Source organism: Actinomadura rifamycini DSM 43936 (genome assembly GCF_000425065.1).
Taxonomy (GTDB): Bacteria; Actinomycetota; Actinomycetes; order Streptosporangiales; family Streptosporangiaceae; genus Spirillospora; species Spirillospora rifamycini.
The window spans coordinates 155,502-169,342 of the sequence record NZ_AULB01000019.1 but is presented as its reverse complement, the minus strand read 5'-3'; the positions used below and the strand labels follow the sequence as shown (position 1 = coordinate 169,342).

Genomic DNA, 13,841 nt, shown 5'->3' with positions numbered 1-13,841 from the left:
AAGAAGGCCGCGGCTTTTTTCAGGAACTCGTTCTCTTCGCGGAGTTTGCGGTTCTCGCGTTCGAGTTCGCGTTCCCGGAGGCTCTTCGGGGCGCCGGCCGGTGTGGTGGACGCGTCGTCGCCGTGGCGTCTGCGGTAGTCCTTGACCCAGTTGCCCAGGGTGGTGTCGTGGATGCCGACCTCACGGGCCACATGGGCGATGGGGCGCGGGCCGTCCAGGACCATCCGGACGATCTCGTCCTTGTGCTCCTGGGTGAAATGCCGCCTCTGTCGTGCCAACGACCTTCCCTTCCGGTTCTCCCCAACTCTAGTTGGGGCCCTGTCCGGAAGATCCGTGGCACCTCAAGCCGACCGACCGGACCCGCTCGTCACGCTATCGTCCCAGCTCACGTCCCTCTTCTAGGCGCCGAAACGACCTTCCCCCTGCGGGGTCTTCCCCTGCGGACGCGCGAACGGTCACGAATCGAGAAGCGCCGGGCCCCCGGGCGCGGCAGGCTCGGAAACGCAACGCACCAATCCGACCAGGGAAATGACAGTGACCAACGGCTTTTCCGAGCAAGAGCGCGCCGCCATGAAGCAGCGCGCGGCGGAACTGAAGAAGGAGGCCGAGCGCGGACGCGGCAACAAGGCGGCCGCCGAGGAACTCGACGTGCTCTCCAAGATCGCGGAGATGGAGGCGCCCGATCGCGCGGCGGCCGAACGCATCCACGCCATCGTCACCGCCAACGCCCCCGAGCTGAAGCCGAAGCTGTGGTACGGGCAGCCGGCCTACGCCCGGAAGGGGAAGGTCCTCTGCTTCTTCCGCAGCGGGCATGTGGACAAGGAGCGCTACTCGACCTTCGGCTTCACCCCCGAAGCCGGCCTCGACGACGGCGACGGCCTGTGGCCCACCTCCTACGCCGTCACCCTGCTGACAGAGCAGGCCGAGCAAGCGATCGCCGCCCTGGTCAAGCGGGCCGTGAGCTGAGACGTGCGAGCCCGCCGGCGCACGCGCGCCGGCGGCGTCACACGGCGACCACGCCCCGCTCCCGTTCATCGCAGTCGAACGGCTCCCAAAGCACGGGGTGGGGTATTATTGCTGCCGCCCCCGCTTCCGTTCCTCGGGCCGTGAACGGCCCTGCGGTACGGGTCAGGGTTGCCCTCGAATGAGTTCGGTGCAGGAGCAGCGTTCATCCGGATGCGCTACCAGCAGTCGGGGAACATCCGGTGCTTGAGAAGCTTGTCTACCTGTTCGGCCGCCGCCTTGGCATCTCCGCAGGGGAACAGGTAACCATGCCGCCCCCGCGCAGCTTCGTGATAGCCCCACATCCCGTGCGGAGTCGCCAGCACGTTGACCACGAGGCCGACGTCATCCGCGGCACCGCTCGCGTAGATCCACAGCAGCGGAACGGGGACCGGGAACTCCTGAGGCCGATACAGACGGACGAAGCGCCACCCCCGAGGCTCCAAGGCGGTGGCGAGGAGGTCTAGGTACCGCACCGCGATTGCATGGCCCCGCCGGGTGCGCCACCGCAAGACGTACTTCTCCGCACGGTTCACCACAGGGCGCAGGCCGCCCATACGATCTTCCCGCCTTCCGTGATCGGGCGCGTGCCCCAGGCCCGCACCATCTCCGACATCAGCAGCAACCCACGTCCCGAGGTCAGGTCGGCGCTCTCCGGCTGGACGGCCGGGAGGCCCGGTCCCTGGTCCCATACTTCGATCACGGCCAGGCCCTCACGGGCGTCCGGGAAGACCCGCACGATGATTTTTCCGGCGCCGTGCAGGTAGGCGTTGGTGACCAGCTCGCAGACCACGAGCCGCCCCACGTAGTCGGATTCGGCGCCCCAGTTGCGGAACTGCTCGGCGAGGAAGGCCCGCGCCAGGCTCGGCGCGCGGTCGGTCGGTTCGAGGATGAGAGTCGGGATCTCGGGCGCTGACACGGGCATCGCTACGACCTCTCGAACGTGAAGGTTGGTGATTAGCGATCCTGAGGGCACGGAGCGTGACGGTGGACTCGGTACCACCGACGCGACTTGAGGCCGGTCCTGTTACGAATACGGAGCGGCGCGAACGCGGCGCGTAGCCTAGATTCATGGATCAGACAGAACAGAGCCCCCCACCGGCGTTCTGGTCCACACCTGCCGTCGCGGCAGCTCTCGCGAGCTGCGACATCCCCACGCTCTTGGACGAGGTACGCCGTGCGCGTGGCTGGACGCAGGCGGACTTGGCCACGGCGGTGGGTTACTCCCAAAGCTGGGTCTCGAAGGTGCTGCGGCGCACTCAGCCGCTCACGCTCGACCAGGTCAGGGAGATAGCGCGCCGACTCGGAATCCCGCTTCAGCTACTCCGGTTCGGCGACGGAGGAGGTGACGATCCCACGGACCGCCGAGAGTTCGGCAAGGCAGTCGCCCTTGCCATGCTTCCCATCCCCGCACGCGCCGAGACCGACGAGACCACGGCGCCGACGTTGACCGCGATCACAGGTAGTCAGCGGCGCCTGGACGCGACGACGCCCGCCCGTGAACTCGCTCGTGGGGTCGTCGCCCACGTCGAGATGGCCGATCAGCGCTACAGCCGGACAGGACGTTCCCCGTTCGCCACCGACATCGCCGCAGCAGTCAGCGAGGCCGCCGGGTTCGCCGCATGGCTGCATGCGGACATGCACGACATCGGGACCGCGCGGACGTACTACCGCATGGCCGTCGACCGTGCCCGCCGAGCAGGACACGACTTGCTCAGCGCCTACATGCTGGGCAGCCTCGCAGCGTTCGAGATCGACGCCGACGACCCCGATCTCGGCCTTGCGCTCGTCGCCGAGGCACGCAAGCAGATCGGCCCGCGTGCGCACTCGACACCACGCGCGTGGCTCTCGTCCATCGAGGCTCTCGCCCACGCCAGCATGCAGCGGGAAGACAGCAGCACCGAAGCCCTGTTGGCAGCGGATCAGGCCGTCGGCAAGAACGGCATGTCCGCGCCGCCTTGGCCGTGGGTGTTCCCGTTCGATGACGCGAAGCTCGCCGGATACCGGGCTCTGGTCTCCGTACGACTCAACCAGCCGAGTCCCGCTCTGGCCGCATTCGCCGAGTCCCTCACCAGCGCGCAGCCAGCGCCCAAGCAGCGAGCCGCCGTCATGCTGGAGGTGGCCACCGCCGTCCGGCAAGGCGGAGAACTCGACCACGACGCGAGCCAGGTGGACGAGGCGTTCCGGCTCGGCTGCGACGCGCTGAAGATCGGCGCGACGTACTCGTCAGAACGAGTCATCCAGCGAGCCCGCAGGTTCCGGCGCGATTACCGAGGCTCGCAGACCGCCAAGGTTCGCGAGTTCGACCGGTACCTACGATCAACCCTCATCTAAGGAAACCAGCCTTGCCACGCATCGCGATCTCCGGCCACCGAGGCATGCCCAACGAAACCGAGCGCCTCGTTGACGAGGCCATCCGGGAGATGCTCGTCCCGCTTGGGGAGGGCACGACCGGACTGTCCTGTCTGGCGGACGGAGCGGATCAGATCTTCGCCCGCGCCGTCCTGGACCACGGCGGAGCCATCGAGGTCATCGTTCCCGCCCAGCAGTACCGGGAAGGACTCCCCGCAGAGGCCCACGCGGAGTACGACCGGGTTCTGTCGGTCGCGCGCGAGGTCCACCGGCTCGACTTCATCGAGTCCGACTCCGAAGCCCACATGGCCGCAAGCGCCTACATGCTCGACCACGCCGACGAGCTGTGGGCGGTGTGGGACGGGCAGCCCGCACGAGGCTACGGCGGCACGGCCGATGTCGTCGCCTACGCCCGCGAACGCGACATCCCCGTCCGGGTCATCTGGCCGGACGGGGCACGGCGCGACTGACTTACTCGACCGGAGCCACACCCACCGGGCAGGACAGGCCGGTTCCGCCGATACCGCAGTAGCCGTTCGGGTTCTTACTGTCCGAGAGGTACTGCTGGTGGTAGTCGTCAGTACACATAGACCGAGACCGAACGGTAAGGACTGGCCCAGTCATACGGCGACCACCTTGACGGACTTCCCGCAAAGGGTCGTCATGTCATCCTCATCGGAAGTCAGAAGGATCACGGGCCTCGGAGCCTGGAGCGCTGTGGACGCGACGACCGCGTCGATCGCGTACTTGTGCCCGTGAAGCCGGTTAGCGCGAAGCAGGTCGATGGCGGCCATGCTGATCTCTTCGGTGACCGGTTCGATGCGGAGCCTGGACAGATACCAGCGAAGCCTGTCCGGCCTGGTCCGAACGTCCTGGGCTTCGATCGGAGTGAGCGCACTGACCACTACGCGAAAGTCGCTCTCCTGAGCTTCGCGGACCAGAGCCGTGACGCGTTGGTCGGCCTGGCACCACTTGACCAGTCCTTCGCGGTCGAGGACGAGCGTGCCCGCGCTCAACCTGCTTCGTGACCGGCCCACTCAGCGCCCTCCTGCAACTCGGGCGCCGCCTTGACGGCACGGAAGAGATCTGCGGCTTCGTCGCGCAGCGCCTGCGGGATCGGTCCTGAAGCGTTCTCATTGGCCTGGAGCGCCTCCTCGAGCAGGTCCCGCTCTATCTGGCGCTCGACTGCGGCATCGACATAGGCGGAGAAACCGCGGCTTCCCACCCGTTCACGAACAGCGCGAATGTTCCCGGCTCTCAGCGAGACGCTCGCCTTCACCGCCGGACCTTCGCCCAGCCCGAACTCCTTCTCCTCCGCAGCCATGCCCTCAGTTTACTACCTCGAGTAGCAAACCGAGGGCGGTCGTCGTCACTCGGCGGGGGCTACGCCCACCGGGCAGGACAGGCCGGTTCCGCCGATGCCGCAGTAGCCGTTCGGGTTCTTATTGTCCGAGAGGTACTGCTGGTGATAGTCCTCGGCGAAGTAGAAGTCGGTCGCGGCGGTGATCTCGGTGGTGATCGGGCCGTAGCCGGCGGACGTGAGGACGGGCTGGTAGGCGTCGCGGGAGGCTTCGGCGGCGGCGCGCTGGGCGTCGTCGCGGTAGAAGATCGCGGAGCGGTACTGGGTGCCGACGTCGTTGCCCTGGCGCATGCCCTGGGTGGGGTCGTGGGCCTCCCAGAACACGCGAAGGAGCTCGGTGAAGGTGATCTGGGACGGGTCGTAGACGACGCGGACGGTCTCGGTGTGGCCGGTGAGGCCGCTGCAGACCTCTTCGTAGGTGGGGTTGGGCGTGTAGCCGCCCTCGTAGCCGGCGGCGGTGGAGACGACGCCGGGGGTCTGCCAGAACTTGCGTTCGGCGCCCCAGAAGCAGCCGAGGGCGAACTCGGCGATCTCGACGCCGTCCGGGTAGGGCGGGGCGAGGGGGGCGTCCAGGACGTCGTGGCGCGGCGGCACCGGGATGGGCTCGTCCCGGCCGGGCAGCGCCTTCTCCGGGGTGACCATCTGGGTCTTGGCTAGGCCGAACATGCTTTCAGGTTAGCTCTTCGGAGCGGAGGTCAGCGGCTCCTCTGGAGCGGATGCGCGCGAGCGGCTAAAGTGCCGGGCGTCACATTTCGATCCGAGGAGTTTCGTTGCGCGTGCTCAGCGTCACTGTCCTGGGGGGCGCCCTCATCGCCGCGGGGTTGGCGGTGCCCGCCGCGGGCGAGGCCACGACCGGTGAGCGCGGCGGCGTGACGGTGGATCCCGGGATGGCGCGGCCCGGGGACGAGGTGAAGGTCTCGGTGCCCGGGTGCGGCGGGGGGACGGTGTCGTCCCCGGCGTTCGCTGAGGTGCGGCTGGACGAGGGCGCGGGGACGGCGGTCGTGCGGGCGGGGGCCGAGTCCGGCACGCACGCGGTGCGGGTGCGGTGCGGCGACCGGACGTACGGCGGCGACTTCCGGGTGACGAGCCGGCTCACGTGGCCGCCGCTGCTCCCGAGCCGCTGACGGGCCCGGGAGCGGCGGCGCGCAGTCAGTCCTCCGCGTCCGGCTCGGCGTCCGGCGTGCCGCCGGCGTCGGCGCGGCCCTGCTGGGTGCCGCGCTGGTAGGAGCCGAAGATCCGGCGGACGTCCTCGGGGTCGCGCATGTCCGCCGGTTCGGCGTCCGGGACCGGCTCTTCCGCGGGCGCCGCCGGGGTGCGGAGGGCCGGGACGAGGTTCTCCTGGGGGCGGCGGACGGGGAGTCCGTTGGGGGTCGCCTCGATCTCGAGCGTCTGCGACGGTTCGGCCGCCTGCCCGTCCGGCGCGTCGTCCCCGTCGGGGGCGGTGCCGTTCGCGGGGGCCGCCGGCCGCTCGGCCTCGTCGTCGGGGCGCGGTTCCTCGACGACGGCGGTGAGCGCCGGGCCGGGACGCTCCTTGCGGAGCGGGGCCACGTTGCCGCGCGGCTCCCGCACCGGGGCGGGTCCGGCGGGCGCCCCCACGGGGACGGGGTCCGGGCGGGTGGCGTCGCGGGTGTCCTCGTCGGGCTGCTCGGGGTCCTGCTCGTGCAGGAGCTTGTTCGGGATGAGGACGACCGCCGTCACGCCCCCGTAGGGGCTCTTCTTGAGCGTGACCGTGATGTCGTGGTGGCGGGCCCGGATCGCGACGACGAAGTGGCCGAGCTGCGCCTGCTCGCCCGCGCTGAACTGGGCGGTGAGGAATTCGGGCGACTGCGCGAGGAAGGTGTTGATGCGCTCGATCTGGTCGTCGCTGAGGCCGAGGCCGCGGTCGTCGATGGTCACCGCGATGCCCCGCGCGGTGACGTCGCTCTCGATGTCGACGGTGTGCGGCGAGTAGCTCACCGCGTTGTCGATCAGCTCGGCGAAGAGGCTGACGGTGTCGCCGATGGCGTAGCCGCTGATGCGGTGGGCGCTGATCCGCCGGAGGTTGACGCGCTCGTAGCCCTCGACCTGCCCGACGGCGGCGCGGATGACGTCGATGAGCGGCGCCGACGCGCGGGCGCGCTGCACGGTGCGGCCGCCGGCCAGGACGATCAGGTTGTCGACGTACCGCTGGCCCCGCACGGTGAGCTGGTCGAGCTGGAACAGCTCCTTCAGCTGCCGCAGGTCGATGTCCTGCCGCTTCTCCATGGCGTCGACCAGGTTGAGCTGCTGCGCCATCATGACGCGGGTGCGCTGCGCCAGGTTCAGCAGGATCTTCCGGGACGCCTCCCGCTGCGCCGCCTGGCCCGCGGCGGCGCTGATCGCGGCTTCCTGGACGGCGTTGAACGCCTGGCCGACCTGGCCGATCTCGTCGGTGCCGAACTGCAGCGGCGGCGCCTCGGCCGCGATGTCCACCTGCTCGCCGGCCGACAGCCGCGCCATGACGTCGGGGAGCCGCTGCCCGGCGAGGTCCTGGGCGGCGTCCCGCAGCCGGTTGAGCTGCTGCAGGAGCTGCCGGGCGGCGGTGAACGCCAGCGCGAGGCAGGCGGCGACCGCCAGGGCGCCGAGGACGGCGGCGCCCGCCCACTGCCCCGCCACCATGTAGCCGATCGGGGCGGCGCGCTCGACGACCGCGTCACCGCCGGCGTCGATGGCCTGGTCGATCTGGGTGAGCACCGGCTTGGTCGCGGCCCGCCACTGCGGGGCGGTGACGCCCACCCGGCCACGGGCGCCCTGCCGCTGGAGCACCTGGCTCTCGAGCTCCTGCAGCGTGCCGTACGCGGCGCCGCCGCGCAGGCCGTCGAGGTTGCGGCGGTCGCCCGCGGGAAGCTGCCGGTACGCCTGCTGCTCGGCGTTCGTCCGCAGCGACACGGCCTGGGCGAACTCGATGAACTCGCCGGACGAGCGGAACCGGCCCTCCGCGAGGACGCCCCCCAGCATCGCGTCCTCGCGGGCGAGCATCTCGCGGGCGCGGGTCAGCTCGATCAGCGCGCGGCCGTCCGCGGAGATCTCCGGGTCGGACAGTTCGGCCGCGGCGGAGTTGATGAGCAGCGCCGCGTCGATCGTCTCGTTGAAGGACCGCATGGCGGGGCCGCGGTCGACGGTGCCCGCGTCGATGGCGGCGCGCGTCTCCGAGAGGGCGTTCAGCTCGCGGCCGGTGGCGGCGACGTACTGCTTGATCTTGTCGCCGGGCGCGTCGGGCGCGGTCTCGCGCCACTGCTCGACCGTCCGGTCGGTGTGGGCGCGGCGCTCCTGGAGTTCGGCGGCCGCGGCGGCCTGCCTGCCGCTGCCGAGGAAGACCATGGAGGCGCGCCGCTCGTCCTGGAGGACGTTGATCAGCGTCTTGGTCGGACGGCCCGCGGTCGAGTCGCGCTTCCCCGTCTGCAGGAGGTCGTATCCCTCCTGGGTGGTCACCCACGCGGCGAACACCCAGAGCGCCACCAGAGAACTCATCATGAACACGATCCGGGCCCGCAGCCGGATGTTGCGGGGCCGGTCCCGGCGGGCGGCGAACGGCAGGCTCAAACGCATCAAGAAGTCCTCAGACGATGATTCGGGGGGCGCCCCATATCGCCGTCCACGGCGACTGGGCGGCTCTCAGGCCACGATTGGCACGCAGAGCACCTTAGCAACGGACGGTTTCTGAGGAATCGCGTATCACCACACTTCTGTGGTGATACGTCCGCAGCAACGCCGTCCGTCCGTCTGTCGGCGTGCGGACGGCTCCGTACGGCCGCGGGCTCGGCACACCCGCCGCTTCGCGGGAACAATAGCGAAAAAGGCGAGTATCGGCAGGTCAGCGCCGTACATCTGCGTGTTCGCGGAAATTCGCCGGCGCATCGCCGAGGGGACCCCGGCACGCCGCCTCGGCATGCGCGGTGACGACTTCCGGTGTCACAGGGAGCCCCAGTAGTCGTGCCCCCGCCCATAGAAGTCGCGACTCCACTGGAACTGCTGCGACAGATAGTTCGCACCTTGCGGGCAGTCCCGGCGCAGCGGCGCCAGGAGCCGCTCCGTCTCGTCGGCGAGGTCGTCGATGCGCGCCTTGACGGCCTCCGCCGGGACGCCGAGCGCCACGGCGTTGATGTCGTTCCAGACGGTCTCGCGGTCGCCCGTCGCCAGGTCGTTGAGGAGCCGCAGCGCGCACTGGACGACCCGGCTGGCGCGCCGCAGGACGTCCAGATGCGCGAAGACCGCGGCGTCTCCGGTGGCGATCCAGTGCGCCGCGTTCACCCAGGCCGACCCGAAGTTGTCCGCGATGGTGAGGTACCCGTCGAGGGTCGTCGGGACGGGGTCGCCGTCGTCGGCCGCGGACGGCCGCGCGCCCCCGGCCCCGAGGCGCGCCTTCCACTGCCATTCGCGCCGCATCGCCTGGAGCATCCGCAGCAGTTCCTCGCGCCACACCGGCTCGTACTCGGCGAACGCGGGGGACGAGGCCGCCAGGTCGTCGCGCAGCTCGGCGAGGAACCGGGTGAGGGGGTCGACCGGGGGGCGCCCGTCGGCCACCGCGGCGCACCGCTCGACGATGCCGGCGACCTCGGCGGGCTCGGTCGCCCGGTGGTCCACCAGCCAGTCCACGGCGAAGATCCACAGCGAGGTCCGCGCGGACGTCCGCAGTTCGTCCGCCGTGTGCCAGGGCGCGCCGTACGCGATGGCCTTGCTGAGCCGTCCGGCCACCGGCCCCATCGGGGACGCCGGGAACAGCTCCGGGTGGGCGGCCATGCGCGCGCTCAGGTCCCGCTCGACCTCGGGGGCGAGGCGGGCGGCGTCCCGCGCCAGGTCCGCGCCGAGCGGGCGGCCGCGCACTGTGATCTCCACCGATCACCTTTCCGTCGACTGGGGGCGTGGGCTTCAGCGGGGGGTGAGGACGAGCTGGACGGGCTCGCTCGGCTGGAGCGTGAGGCTCAGTTTCGGGTCGACGTCCCCCTGGACGGCCACCCGGTAGCGGCGCAGGACGCTCGCCACGATGAGCGTCGCCTCCTGGGCGAAGAACGCCTGCCCGAGGCACTGGTGGACGCCGTCGCCGAACGGCAGGTAGGCGAGCGGGTGCCGCGCCCGGACCCGCTCCTTGGCGAACCGGTCCGGGTCGAACTCGAGGGGCCGTTCCCAGAACTCCTCCAGCCGGTGGGTCAGGTAGGGGCTGATCGCCAGCGTGGAGCCCGCGGGGATCTCGACCTCGCCGATGACGTCGTCCCGCAGGGCCGTCCGCGGCACCGCCCAGCCGACGGAGTAGATGCGCAGCACCTCGTCCAGGACCTGCTGCGTGTAGGTCAGCGCCCGGATGTGCTCGCGGCGCAGGGGCTCGCCGCCCACCACCCGGTCGACCTCGTCGGTGACGGCCGCGGCGACGTGCGGGTGCCGGGCCAGCGCGGCCCAGATCCAGGTGAGCGCGATGGCGCTGGACTCGGATCCGGCGACGAACAGGGCGATGATGTCCTGGCACACCTGCTCGTCGGTGAGCGGGCGCCCGTCGGCGCCGGTGCCGTTCAGCAGCAGCGTCACCACGTCGCGGCCGTCCAGCCGCCCGTTCCGCGCGGAGCTCACGACGGGCCCGAGGATCTCGTTGACCGTGCGCGTCGCCCGGTTGAACCGGCGGTCGCCCGGCACCGGGACCGCGTGCGGCATGAACGGCATCGCCATGCGCCACAGCAGGCTGCCCATCGCGGTGGCGATCGCCTCGCCGAGCCGGTCGCCCTCCTCGTCGGGCACCAGCGACCCGAAGAAGACCGGGTTGATGACCCGCTGCACGACCCGGGTCATCTCCACGCCCGCGTCGACCGGACGGCCGGGGCCGCTCCGGCGGCCGAGGTCCTCGACGGCGCCGTCGATCGAGGAGATCATCTGCTCGCTCATCGCGGCGAGGTAGCGGCCTGAGAAGGCGTTGCGCAGGATCTCCCGGGACGCCGCCCACTGCTCGCCCTCGCCGCCGATGCCGTCGCCGGTGAGGCGGCCGAGCGCCCGCCACATCGCCGCGCCGCGCGGGTAGTTGTCCCGGCGGTCGCGCAGGATGTGCTGCAGGTCGTCGGGGTGGGTGACCAGGAAGGGCCGGAACGGCCCCAGGTTCAGGCGGGTGATCGACCCGTCCGCGTCCCGTCCGATCGAGTCGAGCAGGTGCAGCGGGCCGCCGCGGCGCAGTCGCGCGGCCACCCGGCGCATGGGCATCTTGACGACGGGACGATCCGGTTGGAAGGCACGGGAACCGTGGGCGGAGTCCGTGGTGATCGACATGACGCGATGCCCTCCCGGGCGGTGAAGGTCGGACGGCTCGGACCGGAGGACGCCGGGGCACGCGGGTCGCCCGCCCGGCGGCTCGGACCACCGAGACCGACACCCGAGACCCCTATATACCGGGCAATCGGCACATAGTTCGCCTCAGCGGCCTCCCCAGCGAGCACGCAACACAATCGGGACAAACAACGTGATCTTGCCCCGAAGTATCACATACCCCTCGCTACCCGTACAAGATCGCCAGTCGCCACTGTTTCACGCCTCACAGGTAAGTTCCACTCCAGTGCACGCCTTTGTAAGGACCGGCGCACCCAATGCTCGGAGGAGGCGCGAACGGCGCCGGCGGCGGACGCCGAGCCGCCCCGGAGTGACGTCGAACACATCGCGTCCAGAGTCTGAAAGCTCGACTTTTCCCTTGATCTGACCCGGCCGTCACCATTCCAGTGCGAGTTATTTGTCCGTTTTGTCACGTTCCTTGACCCACCATCAGGGCGGGCGCGCATCGACTCCGAAAACCCGTATCGCCGACCGCCGTGGGCGTCCGCCCATCTCGTCTCACATATTGAGATGCCAGGATTGAGTGATTAGCGTCACTCGAAAGCCGGTCATCTTCCTTCGCATACCACCCTTGCTTACGTTAATTAGCTCTGTGATAATCCCAACGAAAGTTGCAAATCGCCACAAGCTCCTGCAGAGCTGGACTGAATGGCACAAACCGCTCCAATAGGGTTGGCGCCGTCCGGGTGGGCGGCCGCGCGCCCGGAGGGGTCGCCGCAGGTCCGCTCCACCAGAGCGAGGGCAGCCGGAAAGGCCGTTGACGTGGACATCCTGGCCCGCGAGCCCCGGTACCCCGCGAACCTCCCGACACCGTGCCCGCAGACGTCTTCCGTGGACGCCCGACTCGTGGACGACCTGTCCGTGGACCTCACCGGCCGCGCCGGCGGCGGCAGCCGCCACCGGCGACCCGCCCGGTTCGATGCAGTACGAGGGCGCTCCTGCGCCGGTCTCTTCCCCGTCGCCGACCTCCGGGATGTGCCGTGAGCATCGATGACCATCCGCTGACCGACCCCGCCCTGTCCGCCGTCGGCGACCCGGCCGTCCGGCCGCGTCTCGCCGCGGCCACCGAGGAGCTGATCGACGGCCTCGTCGCCCGCCCGTGGGGGCAGGCGTCCCCGTCGGTGTACGAGACCGGGCGCCTGGTGACGTTCGTGCCCTGGCTGAGCGGTCACGCGGAACGCGTCCGCTTCCTGCTGGAGACCCAGCGACCGGACGGCGCGTGGGGCGCGCCCGACGACGGGTACGCGATCGTCCCGACGCTGAGCGCGACCGAAGCCCTGCTGTCGGTGCTGGACGCGCCGGACGGCGCCCGCGCGGACGGCGCCGCGGTCGCGCACGCCGCGGCGCGGGCCCTCGCGGCGGTGTCCGCCCGGATGTGCGGCCCGTCCGCCCCGGCCCTGGACCTGCCCGACCTGCCCGCCGTCGAGCTGATCGTCCCCGCGCTGGTCGAGCGGATCAACGCGTCGCTGGAGGGCCTGCGCGAGCGTCCGGTGCCGGGCCTGGAGGTATGGGCGGGGTACGCGCTGCCCCTCCCGGCGGGCATGGACTCCGCCAAGCTCGACCTCGTCCGGTCGCTCCTCGCCTCGGGGGCGGACGTCCCGCAGAAGCTCGTGCACGCGCTGGAGATCGCCGGGCCCGCGGCCGCCGGGCTGCCCAGCCTGAGCCCGGAGCCCACCGGCACGATCGGCGCGTCCCCGGCCGCCACCGCCGCCTGGCTCGGGCACGGGCCGGTCGAGCCGAGCAGCCCGGCCCGCTGGTACCTGGAGACCGTCGTGGCCGAGCACGGCGGGCCCGTCCCGTGCGGCTTCCCGCTGACGGTGTTCGAGCGCGGGTGGGTGCTCGCGTGGCTGGCGCGCGCGGACGTCCCGTTCGCCGTCCCTCCGGAGCTGGTGCTCAGCCTGACGACGCCGCTCGGCCCCCTCGGCACCTCCGCGGCGGACGGCCTGCCGGCGGACGCCGACACGACCTCGGGCGCCCTGTACGCGCTGGCGCTGCTCGGCGCACCCCACCCGCCCGATGCGCTGCACGCCTACGAGCTGGACGCCCATTTCTGCACGTGGCAGGGCGAGGACGGTGCGTCGATCACGACGAACGCGCACGTCCTGGAGGCGTTCGGGCAGTACCTGGCCGCGCGCGGGGACGCCCTGGACGGCGCGGACGCGGCGCGGTACGCGGCGTCCGCGCGCAAGGCGGCGCGCTGGCTGCGCGGGCAGCAGGCCCCGGACGGGAGCTGGCTGGACCGCTGGCACGCGTCCCCGTTCTACGCGACGGCGTGCGCGGCCGTCGCGCTCGCCGGGTTCGGCGGCCCGGAGTCGGGCGGCGCGGTCGCGGCGGCGCGCCGGTGGGTGCTCGACGCCCAGCGGGAGGACGGGTCCTGGGGGCATTGGGAGGGCACCGCCGAGGAGACGGCCTATGCGGTGCAGCTGCTCCTGCTGACGGGCGGCATTCCCGACACCGGGACGCTGCGCGCGGTCGGCCGGGCCTGCCCGCTCCTGCTGCGCTCTCTCGCCGCGCCGGACGACGACGCGGAACCGGCGATGTGGCACGACAAGGATCTGTACCGCCCCGCCGCGATCGTGCGCGCGGCGGTCATCTCCGCGCTGGCCTTGGCGGGAGCGGCGACCGACTTTAGATAACGTGAATTACGACACAACACGACACGCAAGACGGACCCCTCAAATGCGACATTGCCGTCGTTGTTGACGGTTCACCTTGAGGGGGTATGGTCATGTTGCTAGTCTTCTACGCCGTATGGAACGGCGGCTGGCGGTCGCCTGTGCACCACTCACCGACCACACGCGAACCG

At 70.9% G+C, this 13,841-nt stretch carries 14 protein-coding genes and 1 pseudogene; 5 read left to right on the top strand and 10 right to left on the bottom strand.

All coding sequences use genetic code 11. The features are described from left to right. On the bottom strand, nt 1–278 hold a 278-nt coding region (locus tag H505_RS0119605; protein WP_026403339.1), incomplete at its 3' end, for a transposase. Nucleotides 279–528: 250 nt separating this feature from the next. On the opposite strand from H505_RS0119605, the gene H505_RS0119600 reads away from it, so the two are divergent. Continuing rightward, complete coding sequence (locus H505_RS0119600) at nt 529–966, top strand: DUF1801 domain-containing protein (RefSeq protein ID WP_026403338.1); 438 nt, start codon at nt 529–531, stop codon at nt 964–966. 215 nt (nt 967–1,181) lie between these two features. Here the strand turns inward: H505_RS0119600 and H505_RS0119595 are convergent, their stop codons facing one another. Continuing rightward, a complete protein-coding gene (locus tag H505_RS0119595) occupies nt 1,182–1,559 on the bottom strand; it encodes a glycosyltransferase family protein (RefSeq protein ID WP_026403337.1) in 378 nt (125 codons plus the stop codon). After that, a complete protein-coding gene (locus H505_RS43050; RefSeq protein ID WP_051300896.1) occupies nt 1,535–1,927 on the bottom strand; it encodes an ATP-binding protein in 393 nt (130 codons plus the stop codon). Before H505_RS43050 ends, H505_RS0119595 begins: the two co-directional genes overlap by 25 nt. A gap of 146 nt (nt 1,928–2,073) precedes the next feature. Between H505_RS43050 and H505_RS0119585 the strand changes: the two genes are divergently transcribed. Further along, nucleotides 2,074–3,336, top strand: coding sequence for a helix-turn-helix domain-containing protein (locus H505_RS0119585; RefSeq protein ID WP_026403336.1), 1,263 nt, complete (start codon nt 2,074–2,076; stop codon nt 3,334–3,336). Nucleotides 3,337–3,380: 44 nt separating this feature from the next. Then, nucleotides 3,381–3,824: a hypothetical protein gene (locus tag H505_RS0119580; protein WP_245592574.1), complete on the top strand. Its 444-nt coding sequence runs from the start codon at nt 3,381–3,383 to the stop codon at nt 3,822–3,824. A gap of 1 nt (nt 3,825) precedes the next feature. Here the strand turns inward: H505_RS0119580 and H505_RS51765 are convergent. The 4 genes and pseudogenes from H505_RS51765 to msrA form a co-directional block, all read right to left on the bottom strand. Then, nucleotides 3,826–3,927, bottom strand: a pseudogene (locus H505_RS51765) (peptide-methionine (S)-S-oxide reductase MsrA); the annotation flags it as partial. Nucleotides 3,928–3,974: 47 nt separating this feature from the next. Then, nucleotides 3,975–4,370, bottom strand: coding sequence for a PIN domain-containing protein (locus tag H505_RS0119575; RefSeq protein ID WP_026403334.1), 396 nt, complete (start codon nt 4,368–4,370; stop codon nt 3,975–3,977). After that, nucleotides 4,367–4,678: a hypothetical protein gene (locus H505_RS43045; protein WP_051300895.1), complete on the bottom strand. Its 312-nt coding sequence runs from the start codon at nt 4,676–4,678 to the stop codon at nt 4,367–4,369. The genes H505_RS0119575 and H505_RS43045 overlap by 4 nt, the downstream gene beginning before the upstream one ends. 45 nt (nt 4,679–4,723) lie before the next feature. Beyond that, nucleotides 4,724–5,380: a peptide-methionine (S)-S-oxide reductase MsrA gene (gene msrA, locus H505_RS0119565; RefSeq protein WP_026403333.1), complete on the bottom strand. Its 657-nt coding sequence runs from the start codon at nt 5,378–5,380 to the stop codon at nt 4,724–4,726. Nucleotides 5,381–5,490: 110 nt separating this feature from the next. Between msrA and H505_RS47840 the strand changes: the two genes are divergently transcribed. Then, nucleotides 5,491–5,838, top strand: coding sequence for a hypothetical protein (locus H505_RS47840; RefSeq protein WP_157433058.1), 348 nt, complete (start codon nt 5,491–5,493; stop codon nt 5,836–5,838). A 25-nt stretch (nt 5,839–5,863) separates the two neighbouring features. Here H505_RS47840 and H505_RS0119555 read toward each other — a convergent pair whose 3' ends face one another. The 3 genes from H505_RS0119555 to H505_RS0119545 all read right to left on the bottom strand — a co-directional run bounded on the left by H505_RS0119555 (nt 5,864) and on the right by H505_RS0119545 (nt 10,906). Beyond that, nucleotides 5,864–8,281, bottom strand: coding sequence for a sensor histidine kinase (locus tag H505_RS0119555; protein ID WP_064743672.1), 2,418 nt, complete (start codon nt 8,279–8,281; stop codon nt 5,864–5,866). A 363-nt stretch (nt 8,282–8,644) separates the two neighbouring features. Beyond that, nucleotides 8,645–9,568: a terpene synthase family protein gene (locus H505_RS0119550; RefSeq protein ID WP_157433057.1), complete on the bottom strand. Its 924-nt coding sequence runs from the start codon at nt 9,566–9,568 to the stop codon at nt 8,645–8,647. A 33-nt stretch (nt 9,569–9,601) separates the two neighbouring features. Continuing rightward, a complete protein-coding gene (locus tag H505_RS0119545) occupies nt 9,602–10,906 on the bottom strand; it encodes a cytochrome P450 (RefSeq protein WP_245592575.1) in 1,305 nt (434 codons plus the stop codon). A 1,109-nt stretch (nt 10,907–12,015) separates the two neighbouring features. Here H505_RS0119545 and H505_RS0119535 point away from each other — a divergent pair. Further along, complete coding sequence (locus H505_RS0119535) at nt 12,016–13,671, top strand: prenyltransferase/squalene oxidase repeat-containing protein (protein WP_245592573.1); 1,656 nt, start codon at nt 12,016–12,018, stop codon at nt 13,669–13,671. Nucleotides 13,672–13,841 lie beyond the last annotated feature (170 nt).